Source organism: Acidobacteriota bacterium (assembly GCA_028875725.1).
GTDB lineage: Bacteria > Acidobacteriota > Thermoanaerobaculia > Multivoradales > Multivoraceae > Multivorans.
The window spans coordinates 1067016-1087649 of record JAPPCR010000006.1 but is presented as its reverse complement, the minus strand read 5'-3'; the positions used below and the strand labels follow the sequence as shown (position 1 = coordinate 1087649).

General features: G+C 68.0%; 17 protein-coding genes. 6 read left to right on the top strand and 11 right to left on the bottom strand.

The window, feature by feature from the left end; genetic code table 11:
* Nucleotides 1-10: 10 nt before the first annotated feature.
* Nucleotides 11-1435 (top strand): PQQ-like beta-propeller repeat protein, encoded by a 1425-nt coding sequence (locus OXI49_06460; GenBank protein MDE2690142.1) that lies wholly within the window; start codon nucleotides 11-13, stop codon nucleotides 1433-1435.
* 247 nt (nucleotides 1436-1682) lie between these two features.
* Here OXI49_06460 and OXI49_06455 read toward each other — a convergent pair whose 3' ends face one another.
* The 7 genes from OXI49_06455 to OXI49_06425 all read right to left on the bottom strand — a co-directional run bounded on the left by OXI49_06455 (nucleotide 1683) and on the right by OXI49_06425 (nucleotide 10594).
* On the bottom strand, nucleotides 1683-2162 hold the full coding sequence (locus OXI49_06455; protein ID MDE2690141.1) for a Rieske (2Fe-2S) protein: 480 nt from the start codon (nucleotides 2160-2162) through the stop codon (nucleotides 1683-1685).
* A 40-nt stretch (nucleotides 2163-2202) separates the two neighbouring features.
* Nucleotides 2203-3312: an amidohydrolase family protein gene (locus OXI49_06450; GenBank protein MDE2690140.1), complete on the bottom strand. Its 1110-nt coding sequence runs from the start codon at nucleotides 3310-3312 to the stop codon at nucleotides 2203-2205.
* Between the two features lie 2 nt (nucleotides 3313-3314).
* Entirely contained in the window at nucleotides 3315-4331 is a 1017-nt protein-coding gene (locus OXI49_06445) for an amidohydrolase family protein (protein MDE2690139.1), read from the bottom strand.
* A gap of 16 nt (nucleotides 4332-4347) precedes the next feature.
* The gene (locus OXI49_06440; GenBank protein MDE2690138.1) at nucleotides 4348-6396 is read right to left on the bottom strand and encodes a PQQ-binding-like beta-propeller repeat protein; all 2049 of its coding nucleotides are present in this window, start codon (nucleotides 6394-6396) and stop codon (nucleotides 4348-4350) included.
* Nucleotides 6397-6535: 139 nt separating this feature from the next.
* Nucleotides 6536-7477 (bottom strand): hypothetical protein, encoded by a 942-nt coding sequence (locus OXI49_06435; GenBank protein ID MDE2690137.1) that lies wholly within the window; start codon nucleotides 7475-7477, stop codon nucleotides 6536-6538.
* A 43-nt stretch (nucleotides 7478-7520) separates the two neighbouring features.
* The gene (locus tag OXI49_06430; GenBank protein ID MDE2690136.1) at nucleotides 7521-9023 is read right to left on the bottom strand and encodes a patatin-like phospholipase family protein; all 1503 of its coding nucleotides are present in this window, start codon (nucleotides 9021-9023) and stop codon (nucleotides 7521-7523) included.
* A gap of 8 nt (nucleotides 9024-9031) precedes the next feature.
* Nucleotides 9032-10594 carry a GMC family oxidoreductase gene (locus OXI49_06425; protein ID MDE2690135.1) on the bottom strand — a complete coding sequence of 521 codons (1563 nt, stop codon included), beginning with the start codon at nucleotides 10592-10594 and terminating at the stop codon, nucleotides 9032-9034.
* Nucleotides 10595-10827: 233 nt separating this feature from the next.
* On the opposite strand from OXI49_06425, the gene OXI49_06420 reads away from it, so the two are divergent.
* Genes OXI49_06420 through OXI49_06400 form a run of 5 tightly spaced genes read left to right on the top strand, consistent with a single transcriptional unit; the run spans nucleotide 10828 to nucleotide 16733 of the window.
* Nucleotides 10828-12069, top strand: coding sequence for a CoA transferase (locus tag OXI49_06420; protein MDE2690134.1), 1242 nt, complete (start codon nucleotides 10828-10830; stop codon nucleotides 12067-12069).
* Entirely contained in the window at nucleotides 12066-13721 is a 1656-nt protein-coding gene (gene oxc, locus OXI49_06415) for an oxalyl-CoA decarboxylase (GenBank protein ID MDE2690133.1), read from the top strand. The genes OXI49_06420 and oxc overlap by 4 nt, the downstream gene beginning before the upstream one ends.
* 46 nt (nucleotides 13722-13767) lie before the next feature.
* Nucleotides 13768-14619 carry an MBL fold metallo-hydrolase gene (locus tag OXI49_06410; GenBank protein ID MDE2690132.1) on the top strand — a complete coding sequence of 284 codons (852 nt, stop codon included), beginning with the start codon at nucleotides 13768-13770 and terminating at the stop codon, nucleotides 14617-14619.
* Between the two features lie 40 nt (nucleotides 14620-14659).
* Nucleotides 14660-15139, top strand: coding sequence for a hypothetical protein (locus OXI49_06405; protein ID MDE2690131.1), 480 nt, complete (start codon nucleotides 14660-14662; stop codon nucleotides 15137-15139).
* Between the two features lie 43 nt (nucleotides 15140-15182).
* Nucleotides 15183-16733, top strand: coding sequence for a hypothetical protein (locus tag OXI49_06400; GenBank protein ID MDE2690130.1), 1551 nt, complete (start codon nucleotides 15183-15185; stop codon nucleotides 16731-16733).
* Between the two features lie 79 nt (nucleotides 16734-16812).
* Here the strand turns inward: OXI49_06400 and OXI49_06395 are convergent, their stop codons facing one another.
* The 4 genes from OXI49_06395 to OXI49_06380 all read right to left on the bottom strand — a co-directional run bounded on the left by OXI49_06395 (nucleotide 16813) and on the right by OXI49_06380 (nucleotide 20594).
* Nucleotides 16813-17253 carry a DUF6152 family protein gene (locus OXI49_06395; protein ID MDE2690129.1) on the bottom strand — a complete coding sequence of 147 codons (441 nt, stop codon included), beginning with the start codon at nucleotides 17251-17253 and terminating at the stop codon, nucleotides 16813-16815.
* 122 nt (nucleotides 17254-17375) lie between these two features.
* Nucleotides 17376-18458 carry a hypothetical protein gene (locus OXI49_06390; GenBank protein ID MDE2690128.1) on the bottom strand — a complete coding sequence of 361 codons (1083 nt, stop codon included), beginning with the start codon at nucleotides 18456-18458 and terminating at the stop codon, nucleotides 17376-17378.
* 64 nt (nucleotides 18459-18522) lie between these two features.
* Nucleotides 18523-19437, bottom strand: coding sequence for a hypothetical protein (locus tag OXI49_06385; GenBank protein MDE2690127.1), 915 nt, complete (start codon nucleotides 19435-19437; stop codon nucleotides 18523-18525).
* A gap of 131 nt (nucleotides 19438-19568) precedes the next feature.
* Entirely contained in the window at nucleotides 19569-20594 is a 1026-nt protein-coding gene (locus OXI49_06380) for a hypothetical protein (protein ID MDE2690126.1), read from the bottom strand.
* Between the last annotated feature and the right edge of the window lie 40 nt (nucleotides 20595-20634).

Sequence of the window (20634 nt, the reverse complement as noted above, 5' to 3'; positions counted from 1 at the left end):
GATGCCAGCGATGACCAAGACCAGGAAACGAAGCCGCTTCCTCTCCTTCCTGAAGTGGACCGGTATCTCCGTGGCCGCGCTCGCCGGCCTGGCGCTGGTACTGAACCTGACGACGGGGATGCACCTTCAGATCTCGGGCGGTTTGATGCCGCAACTCGACTTTCACCACGAGGGACGGCACTACCGCGCGATCGAGACGCACCGGGACCGCGCCGAAGCGCCTGGCCTCGCCCAGGCCGCCGAGTCGGAGCCAGCCGCCGAAGAGCCGTCGCCTGACTCCTGGCCCTACTACCGTGGCCTCCACATGGACGGCCGCTATCCCCAGCCGATCAACACGGACTGGCCAAACGAAGGCCCGCCGGAGCTCTGGCGCATCCCGGTCGGCGGCGGCTACGCATCCTTCGTGGCCGGAGACGGCCTCGCGTACACGATCGAGCAGCGGCGGGAACAGGAAGTGGTCGCCGCCTACGACCTGCAGACCGGCGTGGAACGCTGGAACGCGAGTTGGGACGCCCGTTTCGAGGAGAGCATGGGCGGCGACGGCCCACGCGCCACGCCGGCCCTGTATGAGGGCACCCTGGTCGCGCTCGGCGCCACCGGCGAACTCCAGGCGTTCGACGCCGCGACCGGAGCTTCGATCTGGCGCACGAACGTTCTCGAGGACTCAGGCGCGGCGAACCTGACCTGGGGAATGGCGGCCTCCCCGGCGATTCTGGACGGAGCGGTCCTCACCGCGCCCGGCGGTCCCAACGGGGCCGTGATCGCCTACGAGCTCGACACCGGAGCGATTCGCTGGCGGGCGCTCGACGCCGCAGGCGCCTACACCGCGCCCGCGGTCTTCACCCTGGACGGCCTTTCCCAGATCGTCCTGATCGGCGCCGATCAGGTGGTCGCGCTCGCCACGGACGGCAGCGGGACGTACTGGAGCCGGCCCTGGGCAACGATGAACGGCATCAACGCCGCGCAGCCCGTCCAGGTGGCGCCGAACCGCATCTTCGTGTCGTCCGGCTACGGCCACGGCGCCGCGGTGCTCGAAGTCGACGCCGACCTCGAAGCGAACACCGCGTCGGTGAAGGAGATCTGGTTCAACAACCGGATGAAGAACACCTTCTCGACCTCCGTCTTCCACGACGGCTACGTCTACGGGCTGGACAACGGCATCCTCGCCTGCGTCGACGCCGAAACTGGCGACCGCATGTGGAAGGGCGGCCGCTACGGCCACGGCCAGCTTCTGCTCGCCTCAGGCCACCTGCTGATCACCACGGAACGGGGTCAGCTCGTCCTGGTGCGCGCCACGCCGGAAAGCCACCAGGAGGTTGCCGCGCTGCCCGCCGTCTCCGGACGCACCTGGAACAACCCGGCGATCGCCGAGGGAATCCTGCTGGTGCGCAACGACCGCGAAGCCGTGGCGTTCGACATTCGGCCGCAGACGTAGCGGCGTCGCAAGACCGCCCGCTGGCGAAGACGCCAGCCGTTTCACCCGCTGGGACTTGTCCTTATCAGCCGGAAGGGTCTTCGGTGCGTATCGGGCGCATCGGTGGACTCGGAATCTCCTGCGGACTGAAGCGCAGGCCGCCCAAGCTGAGCCGGCCTGACGGCCGGCGCGTCTCTCGGGCCGCCTGCGGCGGCGGCCGGCGGGGACGCCGGCGCACCCAGTGGGCGACGAGTTCGCTGTGCGGTCACTACCCGGGGATGTCGACCACCAGGTACTCGCCCTCGCGTGTGACCGCGTAGGTCTCGGCGGTGTACGGACCCTTGACCATCCCTGGGGCCGGGGCGTCGGGATCGTCGGGCTGCGCCGCCTCGGTATCGGCAGCCTCGGCGATCTCCTCGCCGGCGACGGTCTCGACCTCGTAGCGGCGCACTCTCAGCCGCTCGGGCGCGCACCAGGACTGGCCGGTGCGGACGTGGAACTCCCAGCCGTGCCAGGGGCAACAGAGGATCTCGCGGCTCGGGCGGTACTCGAAATCGCCGGGAAGGTCGGAACGGATCACACCCCAGAGCTTGCCCTCGCAGAGCTTCCCGCCCTGGTGCGGGCAGCGATTACGGAGCGCGAAGAACTCGCCGTCCAGGTTGAAGACGCCGATCGACCGGCCGGCGACGGTCACGATCTTGCGGTCGCCCGATTCGATCTCGGACGCCTCGGCGACGACGTACTTCATCCGCGGGCCGCCGGCGCCGACACCACCCGCCGCGAACGCCCTAGAGCCCGTACAGCGCCCGGGCGTTCTCGCACTGAATGCCCTTCACGAGTTCCTCGTCGAGCCCCGACGGCAGCACGACGTCGGGGTTGTCCCCGTCCCAGTGCGGGTAGTCGCTGGCGATCAGGATGTGGCTCGCCAGCTCGCCGAAGTGCTCGATCAGGTTCAGGAAGTCGCGGCGCCGCGGCGGCTCTTCGATCGGCTGTGTGGTCACGTAGACGTGCTCGGAGATGACTTCCGAGGGCAGGCGCTCAAGGTGCGGAGCTTCCTCGCGCAGAAGGCTCCAGGCGGAGTCGAGGCGCCAGATCAGTGGCGGCAGCCAGGCGAAGCCGTTCTCGACCGAGATCATCCGCAGGCTCGGGAAGCGGTCGAACACGCCCTCGACGACCATGCTCGTGATGTTCGCCTGCACCGCCTGGGGCGGGCTCGTGTGGTCCTCGATGTAGTACGAGGCGTGGCCGGCGCCGGTGATCGGGTGGCCGTAGGCGCCGAAAGCGTGCGAGGCGACGTGCATGCCCGTCTCGACGCAGGCTTCGTAGATCGGCCAGAACCTGCGGCGGCCCATCGGTTCCTGCAAGCGGCCCATGAACAGCACCTGGGCGAAGCGCCCGTCGGCGCCGCAGCGCCGGATCTCCGACGCCGCGGCGACGGGGTCCTGCGGAGTGACGACGACCGAGGCCCGCAGCCGCGGCTCGGGATCGAGCCACTCCGCGATCTGCCAGTCGTTCGCGGCCCGCGCAAGCGCCGCGCCGAGTTCCAGGTCGAGCGCCGAACTCACCGGAGACAGCGGGTTCAGGATCGCGTACTCGACGTTGTAGGGGTCGAGGAAGTCCTCCCGCGCGAAGCCGACTTCCGAACCGGGCGTGCGCCCGGACGGCGGCCGCGCCTCCTCGCGGTGATCCATGAAGCGCGGGTAGTAGCCGCTGTTCGGATGGCGGATGCCGAACGTCTCGAGGTGGTTGCGCCAGCGCTTCGACAGGTACGGGTAGAGATCCTTGATCGAGTCGAGCTCGTTGTGGAAGTCGCAGTCGATGATCGGCGGGCGCTTCGGCGCCACCGCAGTGGGAAGCGCCGAGGCCTCCGTGAACGGCTCGATCAGGGTGACGGTCATGGCTACCCTCCTTCCGGGAGACGGTAGAAGCTGCGCGCGTTCTCCGACCTGATCTTACGCCCTAGCGACTCCGGCAGCACCTGCGACAGCAGATCGCCTGCGTCGCAGGCGTGGACATGGGGATAGTCGCTGGCGTAGAGCAGCAGGTCGTCCGAGCCGAGCTGGGCGACGACCTCGCCCAGGTGCGCCGGGTCGGGCGGCGAATCGAGCGGCTGGATGCCGACCCGGACATGCTCGCGGAAGTACTCGGAGGGCGGGCGGCGCACCCAGGGCACCAGCCGCCGCAGATTCCGCCACTCCTTGTCCATCCGCCAGAGATGGGACGGAATCCAGGTGAAGCCGGACTCCAGGAAGACGACCCGAAGATCCGGACACGCGTCGAACACTCCTTCGACGATCATGCTCGTGAGCTGGGTCGCGAAGACCTGCGCCATCGCCGTGTACTCCTCCAGGAAGAAGGACGGCCAGCCGGTGGGCGTCGGCGGCATGACGGGGGCGCCGCCGAAGTGGATCGCCGCCGCCAGGCCGCTCTGCTCGATCATCTTCCATAGCGGGTGGTAGAGGCGGCTTCCGAGCGGGTGCTCGGTGCGCACGGGTATCAGGACCTGCACGAACCCGGGCCGGTCGGCGCAGCGCTCGATCTCCTCGGCCGCGGCGGCCGGCAACTGGATCGGCGCCACCACCGAACCGCGGAGCCGCGGTTCCTGCTCCAGCCACTCCCGGGACTGCCAGTCGTTCGTGGCGGTCGCGAGCGCCGCGGCGACGTCCGGATTGTGGATGCTGTCGACCGCGTAGAGACAACTCGAGATCGCCAACTCGGCGCCGCCCTGCTCGAAGACGGCCTCCCGGAGTTCCGCCAGGCCGCCGCGACTGCCGGCGACGGGCGAGCGCGGCGGGTAGTACTCCTGGGAGGCCCCCTTGTCCACCGTGTTGTTGAAGTGCTCGACCCAGTGCTCCGGCAGCAGGGGGTACAGGTCCCGAAGGCGCGGATTGGGAATGTGAACGTCGGCGTCGATCATTGCTACGAGGGAAAGGTCACGGCAGGGCCAGCGCGACCAGCTTCGGCGTCGTCTTCCGGGCCGCCAGTGCCGCGATCTGCTCCTCGCTGAAGTTCAGGCCGGGATCCTCCGCGATTTCGCCGAGATCGGCGAAGAACGAACCGCCTCCCACCGCGACGACGATGTACTGCCTGCCCTCCACCATGTAGGTGATGGGGTTCGCGTGCGGCGTATCCGGCAGCGGTACATGGCCCAGCAGCTCCCCCGTCCCCTTGTCGAAGACGTTGAGGCGTGGCGAGTTGTCCTCGCCCCGTCCCCGCCGCTGGGTGACGAAGAGCAGCGACTTCGTGAGCAGGGGCGCTCCGCTGCCTCCGCCGAGCAACGGCAGGTCGAGGCCGGCGAGAGCCGGGTGCTCCTTCGGGCCGTGGCCGTTCGGCGTCATCCAAATGTGCTCGCCGGTGTTCAGATCGATCGCGGTCACCCTGCCCCAGGGCGGCTTGACCAGCGGCAATCCTCCCGGGCTACCGGTGGGGGCGAAGAAGGAGCCGACGTAGTTCAGGTTCGAGCGCGCGGGATCGGGCTTGCTCAGTGGATGGACGCTGATCGACGTCGACGACGGCACGTAGAGCACACCGGTTTCCGGATCGACCGCCGCCCCCGGCCAGTTCGCCCCGCCGCCGGCGCTCGGCAGCATGAGAACGCCGCTACCCGTGCTCGGCGGCGTGAAGAGCGGCCCCATGCGGAAGCCGGACGCGATCTTCTTCGCCTCGGCCAACAGCTCCGGCGTCAGATCGATCAGGTCATCCTCGCTGACCCCCTGGCGGTCGAATGGCGGCGGCTTCGTCGGAAACGGCTGGGTCGGCGACGCGCGTTCGCCCGGGACGTCGGACTCCGGCACCGGCCGTTCCTCGATCGGCCACACTTCTTCCCCGGTCACCCGGTCGAACACGTAGGTGAACGCCTGCTTGGAGACTTGCGCGAGAGCCTTGATCTCGCGGCCGTCCACCGTGATGTCCACGAGCTGCGGCGGCGTCGGAAAGTCGTAGTCCCAGAGCCCGTGGTGGACGGCCTGGAAGTGCCACACCCGCTCGCCGGTGTCTGCGTCCAGGCAAACGATGCTCTCGGCGAACAGGTTGTCGCCCAGCCGGTGGCCCCCGTAGAAGTCGTTGGTCGGCGTCGACACCGGCAGGTAGACGTAGCCCAGCTCTTCGTCCACCGTGATCATGTTCCAGACGTTGGTGTTGCCGCTGTACTTCCAGGAGCCGTTCTCCCAGGTGTCGACTCCGACCTCGCCCTCCTGCGGGATGGTGTGGAAAATCCACTTCAGCTCGCCGGTGCGCACGTCGTAGCCGCGGACGTGACCCGGCGGCGCGGCCTGGCGCAAGGGTCCGTCGCTGACCACCGAGCCGACGACGACCGTGTCGCCAACCACGGCCGGGGGCGAACTGTGGGTGATGGCGCGCGGGTTGACCCGGCGTCCGAAGTCCACCATGCCCCGCTCCGCCAGCAGGTCGACCTGACCGCTCGCCCCGAAGCTGCCGACGGGCTCCCCGGTTACACCGTCGAGCGCGATCAGCCGCCGGTCATGCGTGGGCAGGAAGACCCTGATCTCGTCACGACTGCGGCCATCCTGTTCGACCGGACCGCGCCACGCGGCCACGCCGCGATGCTGGAAGCCGATGTTCGCCGGCCGGCCGGCGCGCCAGGACTCGGGATCGTAGGAACAGAGCGTCTCGCCGCTGGCCGCGTCGATGGCCGCGGCCTGGGAGACCTCCGTGGCGACGTAGAGCACGCCGTCCAGCATGATCGGGACCGGTTTGAACTGGCCCGTCCTGACCGCCCGGTTCGCTTCGGCGACGGCGGTCGACGGGGACTCCCATTCCCAAACCACCTGGAGGTCGTGGAAGTTCGACCGGTCGATCTGATCGAGCAACGAGTACTTCGTGTTGTCGGGGCCGTTGCCGAACGCGGGCCACTCGACCATTCCGCTCTCATCCTGCGCGGTTCCCGGCGACGACAGGGTCGCCAGGAAGGCGACCGAAACCGCGACCTGAACCCCGAGGACGAAACGTCCTGCGACCTGCATCCGAGTGCCTCCGGCTACCCGCGGTCGCGCGGTTCCTCAAGCGCCGTCATTCGCGCTGCATGGGCGGGCTCGGCCATCGGGGGCGATTCTACCGACCGGCGCTCGGCGGAAACTGCCGCGGCAACGATCCTCCTCCACGTCAGAGAATGTTCGCCACGAGCGATGCCAGGAAGGGGGCGAGCGCCGCGACAACCGCTTCGGACTTCTTCAGCGAACCGAGGAACACCGATGTGCGGTCCAGCCCTGTGTTCAGCAGTTGTGAGAGCGGGACGCCGGCAAGCGATCGCAGACCGACCGCGGGCGGAACGTAGACGGCCACGAGCGTCAAGGTGAGGATTGCGCCCCAGAAGGCACTGAGCGCGCCGGCGAAATCCCGATACGCGGAGGCGGCTTCGCTGGACGCGTACAGCGTGGCGGGCAAGTGGAAGTACACCGTGATGAGCACCGAACTGGCGACGAGAAGGCCGCTCATGGCCATCAGGCTGTGAAGGAGGCTGGTCGTCGCCTTGGCCGCGTCGCCCTCGTCTGGCCCCGCTGATTCCACGACGGCGACCGCATGGCATGACCCGGCGCACACCGCCGCAACCGCCATCGCCGTTGGGATAAGGACCGACAGGAGATGGCGGGACAGGAACGGAATCACCATCGGCCCCGTCATGGATTCCGTGACGGGAGATCCCGCTGCCCCATAGACCTGCACGAGCGCCCCGTAGGCGATGTCGAAGAGTTGCAGGTCGAGAAATGTCAGGCCGTAGAGCAGGCCGTGGAAACCGATCCAGAGTACGACCGCCGTCCAGGCCAGTTCCTTCTTCCTGGCCCGCGGCAGGGAACTGCGCGCAATGCCGAGGCAGAAGTACGCAAGGAGCGCGCAGCAAACGGCGATGTAGCAGGCCACCACGGTGGAAGTCACGAAGAGTCCCTGCGCGAACCGGGCGTTCGAGCCGAGGTCCCGGACCAGGTCTCCTACCCAGTACTCGACCATTCGGGGGTGGACATGGCTCTCGATCACGGCGAGTGCCAGGAAGGACGGGAAGAGACCGACCAAGGGCAGCCAGAGCGTTGCGATACGGGCTTTGCTCACGCCGGAGTCTCCGAGCGTTCCACGCTTGCTCCGGGAACCGCCGCTACGCCGGGCCGAACGGCAGGATGCGGCTGCCGTAGCTGTCCCAGAGCTTCCCGAGGAACAGTCTTCCAAACCTGACCATGGCGCTGGTCTGCGCCTTCAGATCAGGACCGGTGGCGCGCATGGTCGACAACTGCCTGAGAAAGTCGACCGTGCGGATGTGCAGCACGCCCGCGCCCCACATATGGCCTTCGGCCTCGCCGCTCCCATCGACCTGACCTTCCACGATCCTCACGTAGAGCGTCGTGGTGTCGTCCCAGAGATCGAAACCAGGATCGTCCCGGACGATCTTCTCCCCCAGGAGCGTGAACTCGGCGCCGAGTGCATCGAGGAACCACAGCCGGTAGAGCATCCGCTTGGCCTCCGGGTCGGCATCGTCCACGAAGAGCTGGAACGTCCCGTGTTCCACGGGGCGCCGACCGCCCAGGGAGGGGACCTCCACCCACCCAGTGGCCCGGGCGCCATGGTCCGGGTGCCGGACGAACACGTCGATGTCGTCCACTGTGATCGTCAGTTCGAAACTCGCCGCCTCCCGGCGTTGCGACTGCTCGCCTAGAACCGGGTCCGTCTCTACCCGGGCAAGATGGCCCTTCATCGTCTCGGTGAACGAAATGCCACTTCGTTCCTCCACCGGCGTCGGCGCGACGACGGGCGCACCGTCGCGAAGAGGCACGCCGTGTTCCCGGCACCACTCCCGGGCCGTCAGGACGCCGGCGTTGACCGACTCCGCCATGCGGTCGGCCGAGACGTTGAGCAGGTAATGGACCGGCACTTCCGCCTGCAAGAGCTTCTGCTCGATGTGCCGGCCGAACTCGCCCTCGTCGCCCTCGGCAATGGCCTGGTTGTTCTCCGTGATGCGGTTCCAGGTGTCGAAGAACCTGCCGTTGGCGGCTATCTCGACGATCTGGAAGTACTGGTTCACGAATCCCCTGCGCCACCTGGCGGCCCGGCTCACGGTCCAGATCGCCCAGATCTCGTCCGCCCCGCGGCGAATCGCCTCTTCCAGGTTGCCGTCGGTCAGGTACACGGCGTCGATGTAGTCGTCGCCGTCGATCTCCACGGGTGGGAACCACATCGGTAGCGAGACAGCCGACACAAGCCGGTCCTCGTCCATCTCCGACTGCTCGACGACCTCAAGACGTTGGCGGCTGAAGTTGCAGAGATTGAACGTGCCCAGTCGGGACGATCCGCGAATCGCGTCCCAGTCCAGGCTCCACCCCTCGCGCAGCACGTTGTCGCGGAACCCGTCCATGCTCATCAGCGCCTGACCGGTCAGCAAGTCGCCCATGTCTACGTCGACCGAACCGAGAGGTTCGATGTCGCGCCAGGCGTCCGCGATCTCGGTTCCGCTGCGCCCCTCGCAGTACATGGCGAGATTGAAGCACCCGCCGCTGGCGCCGTCCGCGTGGTCGAAGGCGATGTCCGCCTCGTCCAGCCAGACCTGCAGGACGCCAGCCTGGAAGCCCACCTTCATGCCGCCGCCGGCCATGATCAACGCTCGCATGACGCTCCTCAGTCCGCCAGCCAGTGCTCCACGGCGCGTTCGGCCAGCGCCGCGATGGTGCGTGACGGGTTGCGGCCGATCGCCCGGGGAACGATCGAGCCGTCGGCGACGCAAAGGCCCTTCGCGCCGAACACCCGCCCGGCATGGTCCACCACGCCGCGGTCCTGGTCGTCCGCCATATTGCAACCGCCGAGGGGATGCGGCGTGATCAGGTCGCGGAAGAAGGTCCAGGTCGGCGCCACGAGCGGCTGGCCGTCCGTGGCCTTCGCCAGTTCGCTGTGCGCCTTGACGATCGCTTCGATCGTCGACTCGGAGTGGGCGATGTCCCAGTCGAGCGTCAGACGCTGAGGACCGAATAGCCCCAACCACCGTCGTCGCATGTGCAGTCTCCCGTCGGAAGCGTCGATGCCCTGCGCGAACCACGGCATGAAGTTGTCCAGCGGTCCGGTCTCGTCCGCCCAGTCCTTGAGCGGCTGGATCCGCCTCTGCCATCGTTTCGGCAGGCGGCTATGCCAGCTCCCGACGCTGGTGCGAAGGAGGTTCGGCATTCCGCCGTCCTGGATGAAGATGTGTTCGCCGTACTCGGCGCCGTCCGTGTGATCGATGCAGGCACTGATCGTCGGCCCGACCGTGGGATCCGCGTCCTCCTCCGAGAGCGCCGGCGTCAGGAAGTCCCCGTTCGCGGACCAGCCGTGGCCCAGCTTCGCACTCACGCCGGCCAAGCGGGACCGAAGCATGATCTCGGTCGAACCGAGCGAGCCGGCCGCCAGGACGACCCGCTTCGCCTCGACCGAACTGGACCTGCGGGACCCGCCGCCGATCTCGTCGTACAGGACGCGCCAACCCGCGCCGGACGGTTCGACGCGCGAAACGAGGTGCAGCGGCCGGATCTCCGCGCCGTTCGCCGTCGCAATCGCCAGATAGTTGAGGTCGAGCGTGTTCTTGGCCTTCACGCGGCAACCCATGTCGCATTCACCGAGGTGAACGCAGGTCCCCTGCTCCACACCGGCCACGTTCACGCGGGTGACCGCGTGGCGCTCGTCCTGCGGGTCGTCCAGGCGGCGGGGATCGTAGTCGGCGTCGAACCGCACCGCGAGCGGCAGGGAACTGAATCGATCCGAGTGGCCAAGCTTCCGCGCGCCTCGCTCCACGAACCCCCATCGCTTGGTGCGCTGCGTTTCCGGAATCGTGGCCACCTCCAGCATCTCGCCGACTCGGTCGACGAAGGGCGCGAGTTCGTTCCAGTCGATGACCCGAGGCCAGCCCCGATCGAACGTCGCCGGCGGAGGCGCCACGCTCACGTTCGCGTAGATCAGGGAGCCGCCGCCGACGCCCGCCCCCTGCACGACCGCCATGTCCTTGAACCACCGGATGTCCATCCAGCCGTTCTGGCGCTCCGGCTCGTCGACATCGAACGTCCAGTTCCGCCCCGTCACGCTGGGGTAGGTCCTCTCGTTCCAGCGACGGCCGCGCTCCAGGACCAGCACTCGTTCGCCGGCCTGTGCCAACCGGCACGCGGCGACGGCACCGCCGAAACCGCTTCCCACGATCACGGAATCGAAACGGATCATCGGAAGGCGACGATAACCGCTAAGTGTGATCTTTCAGACCTAACTCGGATCTTTTTCGCGATATCCGCGCGATCTCTCGATTCGTCGCCCACCTTGGGCCTCGCTGCTTCGCTCCTGCGACTCGGCCAGCGGGCGGCATTCGCCCACCGATCAACAACCCGCAACCCACGGATGTGCCTGGCGGCCCCTACCGGTTATCGTTGCGCGCGCAACGCACAGCCAGGAGGGCAACCATGCCAGCACTCGACGGTCTGCGCATTCTCGATCTGACGCAGTACGAAGCCGGTACGTCCTGTACCCAGGCCCTGGCCTGGCTGGGCGCCGACGTGGTCAAGGTGGAGCGTCCCGGCACCGGCGATCCGGGGCGCGGTCTGGCTGGTGGACGCAGCACGGACGACTCCGAGTACTTCCTCAACTGGAACAGCAACAAGCGCAGCATCGCGATCAATCTCGCCACGGACGAGGGCCGCGGACTGCTGCTGAAGCTCGCACCCCGGTTCGACATCCTGGTAGAGAACTTCGGTCCCGGCGTGGTCGAGAAGCTGCGCCTCGACTACGACTCGGTGCGTGAGGTCCACCCCGAGGTGATCTACGGCCGGATCAAGGGGTTCGGCAACAGCGGGCCCTACAGCGACTACAAGTGCTTCGACCCGGTCGCCCAGGCCGCCGGAGGCGCGATGTCGATCACCGGCGACCCGGACGGGCCGCCGCTTCGCCCTGGCACGACGATCGGCGACTGCGGCACCGGTGTGCTGATGGCCCTGGCGCTGTGCGCGGCGCACGCCAACAAGCTGCGCACCGGCAAGGGCCAACTGGTCGAGATGTCGATGCAGGAAGGGGTGACCTGGTTCATGCGCACGGCGGTCGCGATGGGCGGCGAGTTCGGCGAAAAGGCGGCCCCGCGCAGCGGCTCCGGCCGCGGCGCGATGATGAACATGTACCCCTGCAAGCCGTTCGGCCCGAACGACTACGTCTACATGCTCGTGGTCAACGACCGGATGTGGCAGGCGCTTTGCGAAGCGATCGATCGCCGGGACCTTGCCGACGACGAGCGCTACACCACACCCAAGCTGCGGCACGAGAACGCCGACGAGCTGTTCGAAGTGATCGCCGAGTGGACCGGCCACCGCACGAAGCACGAAGCGATGGCCATCCTCGGCGCGGCCGGGGTGCCGGCGAGTGCCGTGCTCGACACGCTCGACCTGTTCTCCGACCCGCACCTCACGGAACGCGGCTTCGTCCGCACCGTCGAGCACGAGATCAGGGGACCGGTCAGGGTCCTCGGCTCCCCGATGAACCTGAGCGACAGCCAGGTCGAGATCGAGGCCGCCCCGCTGCTTGGCCGCCACACGGACAGCGTCCTGGCCGACGAACTGAACCTCTCCCAACCTGAAATCGACCGGCTGCGCGCGGACGGCGTGCTGGGCGCAGTGCCCGCTCCCGCCACCGACGGCCAGGAGACCGCTACGAGATGACGACCACCACCGGCGCCGCCCTGATCTCCCAGAGCCTGAAGCAGCAGGGCGTGGACTACATGTTCGGCATCGTCGGCTTCCCCGTCTACGGGGTTGCCCACGCAGCCCAGCAGGCGGGGATCAAGTACTACGGCTTCCGCAACGAGCAGGCCGCCAGCTACGCCGCGGGCGCGGTCGGCTACCTGACGGGGCGCCCCGGAGCCTGCCTCGCCGTGTCGGGTCCCGGCATGGTCCACGGCATCGCGGGCCTCGCCAACGCGGAGAAGAACTGCTGGCCGATGGTCCTGCTCGGCGGCGCCAACGACCGCTACCAGAACGGCCAGGGCGCGTTCCAGGAGTGCCCCCAGGTCGAGGCGGCGCGGCCGTTCTCGAAGTACTCGGCGGAGATCGACGCCGCTCACCGGGCGCCGTTCTACGTGGAGCAGGCGGTCCGCACGTCGATCTACGGTCGTCCCGGTGCCTCCTACCTGAACCTCACCAACGACGTCCTGACCGCCCAGGTCGACGAGGAAGACGTCGAGCAACCCCCTCGCTGCCCGGAGCCGCCGACGTCTCTCGCCGATCCGAGGGACGTCGAGCGTGCCGTGGCGGTTCTGCGCGAGGCGAAGAACCCGTTGGTCATCGTGGGCAAGGGCGCGGCCTACGCCCGCGCGGAGCAGGAAGTGCGCCGCTTCGTCCAGCGCACGAACCTTCCCGTGCTGCCGACGCCGATGGGCAAGGGCGTCGTCTCTGACGACGATCCCCATCTCGTCGCTCCGGCGCGCTCCTTCGCGCTCCAGAACGCGGACGTCATCCTGCTGATCGGCGCGCGGCTCAACTGGATCCTTCACTTCGGGATGCCGCCCCGGTTCAGGAAGGGCATCCGCGTGCTCCAGATCGACCTCAACGCGGAGGAGATCGGCACGAACGTACCGACCGAGGTCGGCATGGTCGGCGACGCGCGGGCCGTGACCGCGCAGTTGAACGAGGCGCTCGACGCCGAACCCTTCACGCTGCCGGCGGACAACGAGTGGCTGGTCAAGCTCCGCGAGAGCGCGACGGAAAACCAGGCCGCGGTGCAGGCGATGCTCGAGGACGACAGCGAGCCGATGGGCTACTACCGCGCCCTGCGCGAGATCGCCGACCGCCTGGAGCCGCAGGACATGCTGGTTGCCGAAGGCGCGAACACGATGGACATCTCCCGCACCGTGCTGCCGAACATGGAGCCGCGCAAGCGACTCGACGCCGGCACCTTCGGCACGATGGGCGTGGGCACGGGGCTGGCGATCGCGGCGGCCGTGGTCCATCCGGACCGGCGCACGATCTGCGTCCAGGGCGACTCCGCGTTCGGCTTCTCCGGCATGGAGGTCGAGGTCGCCTGCCGCTACGACATGCCGATCACCTTCGTCGTCATCAACAACAACGGCATCGGCGGCGGCGTCAGCGAGTACATCCCGGGCAAGCCGCTGCCGCCGTCCACCTACACCCTGGGCGCCCGCTACGAACGCGTCATGGAAGCCTTCGGCGGCAAGGGCTACCTGGTCGAGAAGGTGGCGGATCTCGGCCCGACGCTGGACAAGGCGCTGGCTTCAGACCGACCGGCGCTGGTCAACGTGCTGATCGACCCAAAGGCCTCGCGGAAGCCGCAGAAGTTCGCCTGGCTCACGCGCTGACCGGCGGCTCCTGAACCGGGCACACGACGACAGGAGACCTGTACTCATGGGCATCAAGATCGGCGACGTCTCGATCACCCCGATCATCGAGATCGACTACCCGGTACCGGCTTCTTTCCTGCTGCCGGACGCCACGCCGGAGAATCTCGCGCCGGACCTGGACTGGCTCGAGCCGCACTTCGTGACGCCCGGAGGCGAGCGGCTCAAGATGATCATCCAGGCCTTCCTGGTCGAGTCGCGGGGGCTCAAGATCGTCGTCGACACCTGCGTCGGCAACGACAAGAAGCGCGCCCTGCGGGCCTGGAACGAGCTCGACGGGCCGTTCCTCCAGGAGATCCGCGACGCCGGCTTCCCTCGCGAGAAGGTCGACCTGGTGGTCTGCACCCATCTCCACATCGACCACGTGGGCTGGAACACGATGAAGGTCGACGGCGAGTGGGTGCCCACCTTCCCCAACGCCCGCTACGTCATGGTGCGGCCCGAGTTCGAGTACTGGCGAGACGAGGGGGAAGCGAACTGGGGCGACGTCTTCGGCGACTCGGTAGCGCCGGTGTTCGAGGCCGGTCTGGTCGACCTCGTCGACTGCGACCACCAAATCAACCCCGAGCTCCAGTTCTTCCCCACGCCCGGCCACACGCCGGGCCACTGCAGCATCGCCGTGTCGTCGGGCAACGAGGAGGGCGTGATCGCGGGCGACGTGATGCACCACCCCTCGCAGTGCACGCACCCGGAGTGGTGCTCGATCGCCGATATCGACCGCGACGTCGCAATCGCCACGCGCCGGAGCTTCTGCGAGCGCTTCAGCGACACGGGAATCCCGATCGTCGGCGCCCACTGGCCGTTGTCCAACCCGGTGAGAATCACCGCCCACGGCGACGTCTGGAGGACGGCGGTTTGAGCAAAGGGAGTCCGCTACTCCGCTACACTCCCCGCCCGTCATGGCTCACGCCCGCAAGTTCCTGGTCCTGACAGGCATTGTCGCGGCCCTCGCGCTCGCCTCGTGCGCGGCCGGCGAGACCGGACCGCCGTTCCGCGAAGTCGCCGGCACGAGACTGTTGATGGCCTCGGTCATGGAACCGGCCGCCGACCACCTTTGGGCTTCGGTCGGCTGGATCCTCACGCCCGAGGGCGAGGAGTACATACGACCGGAGACCGATGAGGAGTGGACCCTCGTTCGCAACGCCGCGGTCACGGTCGCCGAGTCGGGCAACCTGATGATGATGGACCGGCGCAAGATGGACGACGAGGACTGGGTCGCCTGGTGCCGGGACCTGATCGACGCCGGCGACGCCGCGATGCAGGCGGCCGACGCCCGCGACGTCCAGGGCATCTTCGACACCGGCGAGCAGGTCTACTTCGCTTGCGCCGGCTGCCACGCACAGTACTGGGCCAACGATCCGAACCAGTTCCGGCAGTAGGCCCGACTGAGGTTCCCTTGGGTCGGCTCGGAGGAAGACCGGGTTGAAGCGCACGCTGATCCTCCTCCACCGCTGGCTGGGCATCGCCGGCAACCTGCTGTTCGTGGTCTGGTTTGCCTCGGCCCTGGTCATGATGTACGCACGGATGCCGGCGCTCGATCCCGGCGACCGCCTGGACCGCCTGCCCCCGCTCGATCTCGACTCGGTGCGGGTCGGCCCCGCGCGGGCCGCCGGAGCGGCGGGTCTGGACGCCGAAGATCTCTCCGCGGTCCGGGTCCGCCTCGGCATGGCCGGCGACCGGCCGGTCTACCGCTTCCGCACCGCCTCCGGCTGGACCGCGATCTACGCGGACACCGGCAGCCCGCTGCTCCAGGTATCCGAAGGCCAGGCGCTCGCAATCGCCTCCTCCTATCAGGCTGGGGACGCTCCCCCGGCGGCGGCGCCGCAAGTCCCCCTCGCATACGACGGCTACCTCACGCGTCCCGACCAGTGGTCCCTGCAGATCCGCGGCCTGCTGCCGCTCCACCGCGTCCGGGCGGACAACGAGGTGCTCTACGTCTCGGACCGCACGGCCGAGGTGGTCATGGCCACCACGTCCGGATCCCGCTTCTGGGGCGCCGCGGGCGCCGTCTTCCACTGGCTGTACTTCACACCCCTCAGAACCCACTCGACGTTCTGGTACCAGTTGATCGTCTGGACGGCCAGCCTGGGCTGCGTCCTGACTCTCTCGGGTCTGGTAGTAGGGCTTCTGCGGCTCAGGCGAAAGCGCTCACCGTACCGGGGCATGATGCGCTGGCACCACTACAGCGGGCTGGCGTTCGGCGCCACCGCCTTCACCTGGGTGCTGAGTGGCGCCCTGTCGATGGACCCGTTCGGCTGGCAGGCCGGAAGAACGACGAGTCCCGGGCAGCAGGCCGCCGTGGCCGGCGGAGCGGTACCGCTTCACCGGCTCGAGCTGGACTCCATCCGCACCGCGGCCGGGTCGATCGCGGATTCGTTCCCGCCTCGCGAGGTCGAGCTGCTCCAGTTCGCCGGCGAACCTCTCGCACTGGCCTACCGACCTCCCGGCGGCGGGCGCTCTTACGGTGGTTCCTACGCGAGCGGTCCCCTCGGCTTCCTTTCGGCCGTTCAACCCTTCGAACACCGCCTCGTCTCGCTCGAGGACGGGACTCCGCGCCGCTTCGGCCAACCCGAGCTGTTGGCGGCCGCAGCCGCGGCACTCCCTCAGTCGAACGTCGTCGACGCGGTGGTACTACCGGAGTATGACGCCTACTACGAAGACCGCCGGTATCGCCGCCGGGCATTGCCCGTCCTGCGGGTGCGCTTCGACGACCCGGCCGGCACCTGGCTCTATCTCGACCCGGCACTGGGCCGCATCGTCCACACCGAGAACCGGCAGAGTCGGCTCGACCGCTGGCTCTACCGTGGACTCCATCGCCTGGACTTTCCCGGCTTCTACCACCAGCGTCCCCTGTGGGACGTTGTCGTGATTGTCCTGCTGCTGGGGGGCCTGTTCTCCGCCGGCTCCTCCCTTGCCCCGGCGGCAAAACGCCTCAGGCGGCACGCGGCGCGCCTGAGGCGTCAGGAAGGCTGATGGCCCGCGCGTGGCTCCCGGGAGCGGGGGTCACGCCCCGGTCCCGGAAGCCGGCGCTACGCGCCGGATGCCCAGTGGTTTACCGGGGCGGCTCGGTCGGGTCGCGGCCGTCGCGCGGCGCGCCGGTACCCGAGGAACCCATGAAGATCTTGCTGCCGTCTTCGAAGGTCACGTCACGGCCGTTCGCGCGCCGCGAGCGGTCCTTGCTCTGGTAGCCGTCGACGATGATGACGGTGCCGGGCTGGAGGTCGTCCCGGGAGAGGCCGCGCCGCAGCAGGGTGTTGGGCGTGCCGCCCTCGACCATCCAGACGTGCTGCGTGCCGTCTTCCTCGGTGTGCTCCATGTGGATCCAAGTGTGCGGATTGACCCACTCGACCTTGACGACCGGGCCCTTCAGCAGCAGGGGACGGTTGGGATCGAACTCGGCGCCGAACGCGTGGTGCGCCGCCAGGGGCACCGCCACCGCGATGGCCGCGACGACGACGCCGATCCCCGTGATGATCATGGCTCGCTTACTCATGGACGTCTCTCACTCCTCGGTTGTGATGTAGGTGTTACCCGTGGGCTTTCGTTCAGTTGATGCCGCGCTCCGCGACGCACTCTCCAGAACCTGTCAACCGACTCTAGCAGGATCGGCTGGGGTCACTGTCCGGAATCTGCCGCGCCCGCCGTGGCCAGGGCGTCCTCCTCCAACAGTCGGGCGCCGCGCATGATGTTGCCGAGGGCGTAGTTGCCCTCGTGACAGGCGTACTCGTACAGCAATGCGTCCGTGCGCGGCCAGACGTACTCGCCGCTCCACGACTCGGTCCAGGTGTTCGGGTCCTCGACCGTGAACCGGTACAGGAGGCTGTCCTTGTCGTTCACCGAGAACCGCTCCACCGTACGCATATCCCGGGTGCCACCGCGGAGCCCCGTGCGGTCACCGAAGTTCGTCGTCTCGATGACCAGGGTGTCCTCCTCCCACCAGCCGATGGAGTCGCCAAGCCAGCGACGCTCCCCGGCCGGCGAGTGCTCGCCGCCGATCCGGACGACGCGCGCGTCGTGAACCATCTCGACCAGGATCATCACGTGGTCCTCGGTCTGGACGATGCGCTTCACGTTGTTGTAGAGCGCCGGCAGCATCGGCGGCCCGGCGGTCGAACTGAAGCCCAGCAGGCAACGCTCCGCCAGCGGCCGGAGTTCCGGATCGTCGTACGGTCCGACCCCGCCGCGTTCAAGCCACCAGGCCTCGCCCGTGTTGGCGCGCCAGAAACCGCGCCGGGCGGCATTGCGCTCCATGGCCGCTTCGGTCAGCGGCGGGTGCCGGCCGTTCTTCGGATGGGTGATGATGGAGGTCCGGAACTTGCCGTCGATCTCGAACACGTCGGTGCCGTTGTCGATCCAGAACGAGTTGTAGCCGCCGACGTTGCCGGCGGCGCCCGGCGAGCCGTCGCCGCCGTCCGGCGGCGCCTCGCGGTCCGGGTCACTGTCACGCGAACTCGCGGCCCGCAAGAACGCGGCCTGCCGCACCCTTTCGTCTGCTTCTTCCCTGGTCAGGAAGAGGTTGTCGCCAAACGCCGGGGGCCGCGCCAACGGCGTCAACGTGGCGACATCGTAGTGCCCGGTGAGGTCGGGCCGCCCCGAGGCAGTGCGCGGGACATCCTCGTCGCCAGCCGCAAACGCGGGCGCGACGAATCCGACCAGCGCAAGCAGGGTTACAGCTACATTGAGTCTGGATTCGCGCATGCCTGAACCTCGCTTTCGCCGCCAAGGCGACCGGCCCCTGAGGGCGGCGCCCTGCGGTGCTCTTCTACTCGACCAGCTTCATCCGGGGCAGCGGGCTCCGCCGGTACTCGCCGTACATCAGCTCCTCGACGAACTCGACGCAGCGGAAGTCCATCAGCCGAGCGTTGGGCTCCATCCGCCGGTAGAGCGGCATTTCGATCGTCCACGGCTCGGTGTACGTCTGCGGGTCCGTCAGCGTCGCCTCGTAGTGGATGTGGTTGGGACCGGCCAGCGTGTACCGCTCGACCACCGTCAACTGGTTGCTGTAGTGGTTGCCCGAGCGGTCGAGCCAGCCGCCACAGCCGGCCATGTCTTCCGGTCGCTCAGCGCAGTCCTTGGCGAGCAGACCATTGACTTCGACGACCAGCGTGTCGCCGTCCCAACGGCCGTACGACATGCCCATCCAACTGTCGATCTGAGCGGGCTTCGGATCCTCCAGGTAGATGTCCCGGACCGCGCCGGCGTACTGGTAAGCGATGAAGATCGCGTTCTCGCTGTGGAAGATCTGGAATGGCTGGGGAATGTAGGTGGCCCGCGGAACGCCCGGCAGGTAGCAGTAGATCTCCTGGTCGCGAGTGGACCAATTCGCCATGTTCTCCATCTTCTTCGCCATGGCGGCGTCGGTGTACGGGATCTTCCCGCCGCCCTTGATCACGCCCATGCCCGGCGGTACCGAGCCGACCGCGCCAAAGTTGAGCACCTCGGCCGCGGGCAGCGGACCGTGCGGGCCCTCGCGCAACTGCATGGCGGCGCGGGCCATGTGCAACTCGAGGTCGTAGTTCGCCTCGTTCAGGGCCTGCCAGATGCCGTTCAGATCAGGGTGACCGTCCGACAGCCGCTGCGGCTCGAAGTCCTGGGCCGCGAGCGGCGCCACCGCCACGGCGAGAACCGCGGCCACGGCCACGGCAAATCGAGAAGACACGCTTGTTCCGAGTTTCATGACGTTGGCCATACTCCTCTTCGGCAGACGCCGAGTTGTCTGAACGGAATGAAGGCGAACCCTGTCACCTTAGGCGAATGGGGTCAACCCCGAGCCGATCCGCCTGTACAGCCTCGCCGTGCCGCCAACGACTACTGTCGCCCGTGCTTCTCGACGTACTGCTGCTCCAGGTACCGCGCGCCGCGGAGCGTGTTGCCCATCGAGTAGTTCCCCTCCTGGCACGCGAACTCGTAGAGGAGATCGTCGGTGCGCGGCCAAGGCAGCGACCCGCTGTAGGGAACGGTGAACTCCGGGTCGTTGACCGTGTACTCGTAGAACAGGGTGTCCTTGTCCTGAAAGCGTAGGCGCTCGACGACATGGGCCCCTTCCCGGTGGAAGCCCCAGTCGCCCAGCAGGTTCCTCGTCTCGATCACCAGGGTGTCGCCTTCCCACCGGCCAATCGAGTCGCCCGCGTAGGAGCGGTAGTCCTCCGGAATGTGCTCCGCCCCAAGCCGCACGATCCGGGCCCAGTGCATCCACTCGATCAGGATGACGACGTGGCTGTCGGTCTGGACGATCGTCTTCAGATTGTTGTAGGCCCTCGGACCGATCGGCATCGTCGATCCCTGGTGGAAGACGCAGCGGTTGCCGAGGGTGAGCGATTCCGGCCCGTCGTAGGGGTCGTCCCCGTTCTCCAGCCACCAGGCCGTGCCCGTGTTCTCATAGCCGAAGGGCGGCAGTGTGTCGAAGCGCGCCTGACCCGCCTCGGTTCGCGGCGGCAACCGACCGTTCGGCGGATCGGTGAGCACCGATGTCCGGTACTTGCCGTCGACCTTGAAGGCAGCCGTACCACGATCAAGCCAGAAGGCGTTGTAGGCGCCGACTCCCCGGTAGCCGTCCTCCGACCGCCCCGCGATCACGTCCCGGTCGGGATCACGGACTTCCTGATCGCGGGCGTTGGCCGCAACCATCCCATCGGCAATCGCTTTCGCCTCCTCTTCGGTGAAGTACTCCCGGTCGCCGAACCGGGGATCGCGCTCCAGCGGCGTCAGGAAGGAGAGGTCGTAGTTGCCGGAGAAGTCCGGCCGGCCGCTTGGAGTGCGTGGAATGTCCTCGGCCGCGAGGCTCAGCACGAGCAGCAGGCTGATCACTGCACACAGGGAGAGGGCTCGGGTCATCATTCTCGACCTCCTGGTACGCGCTGTTGGTGGACTGGAA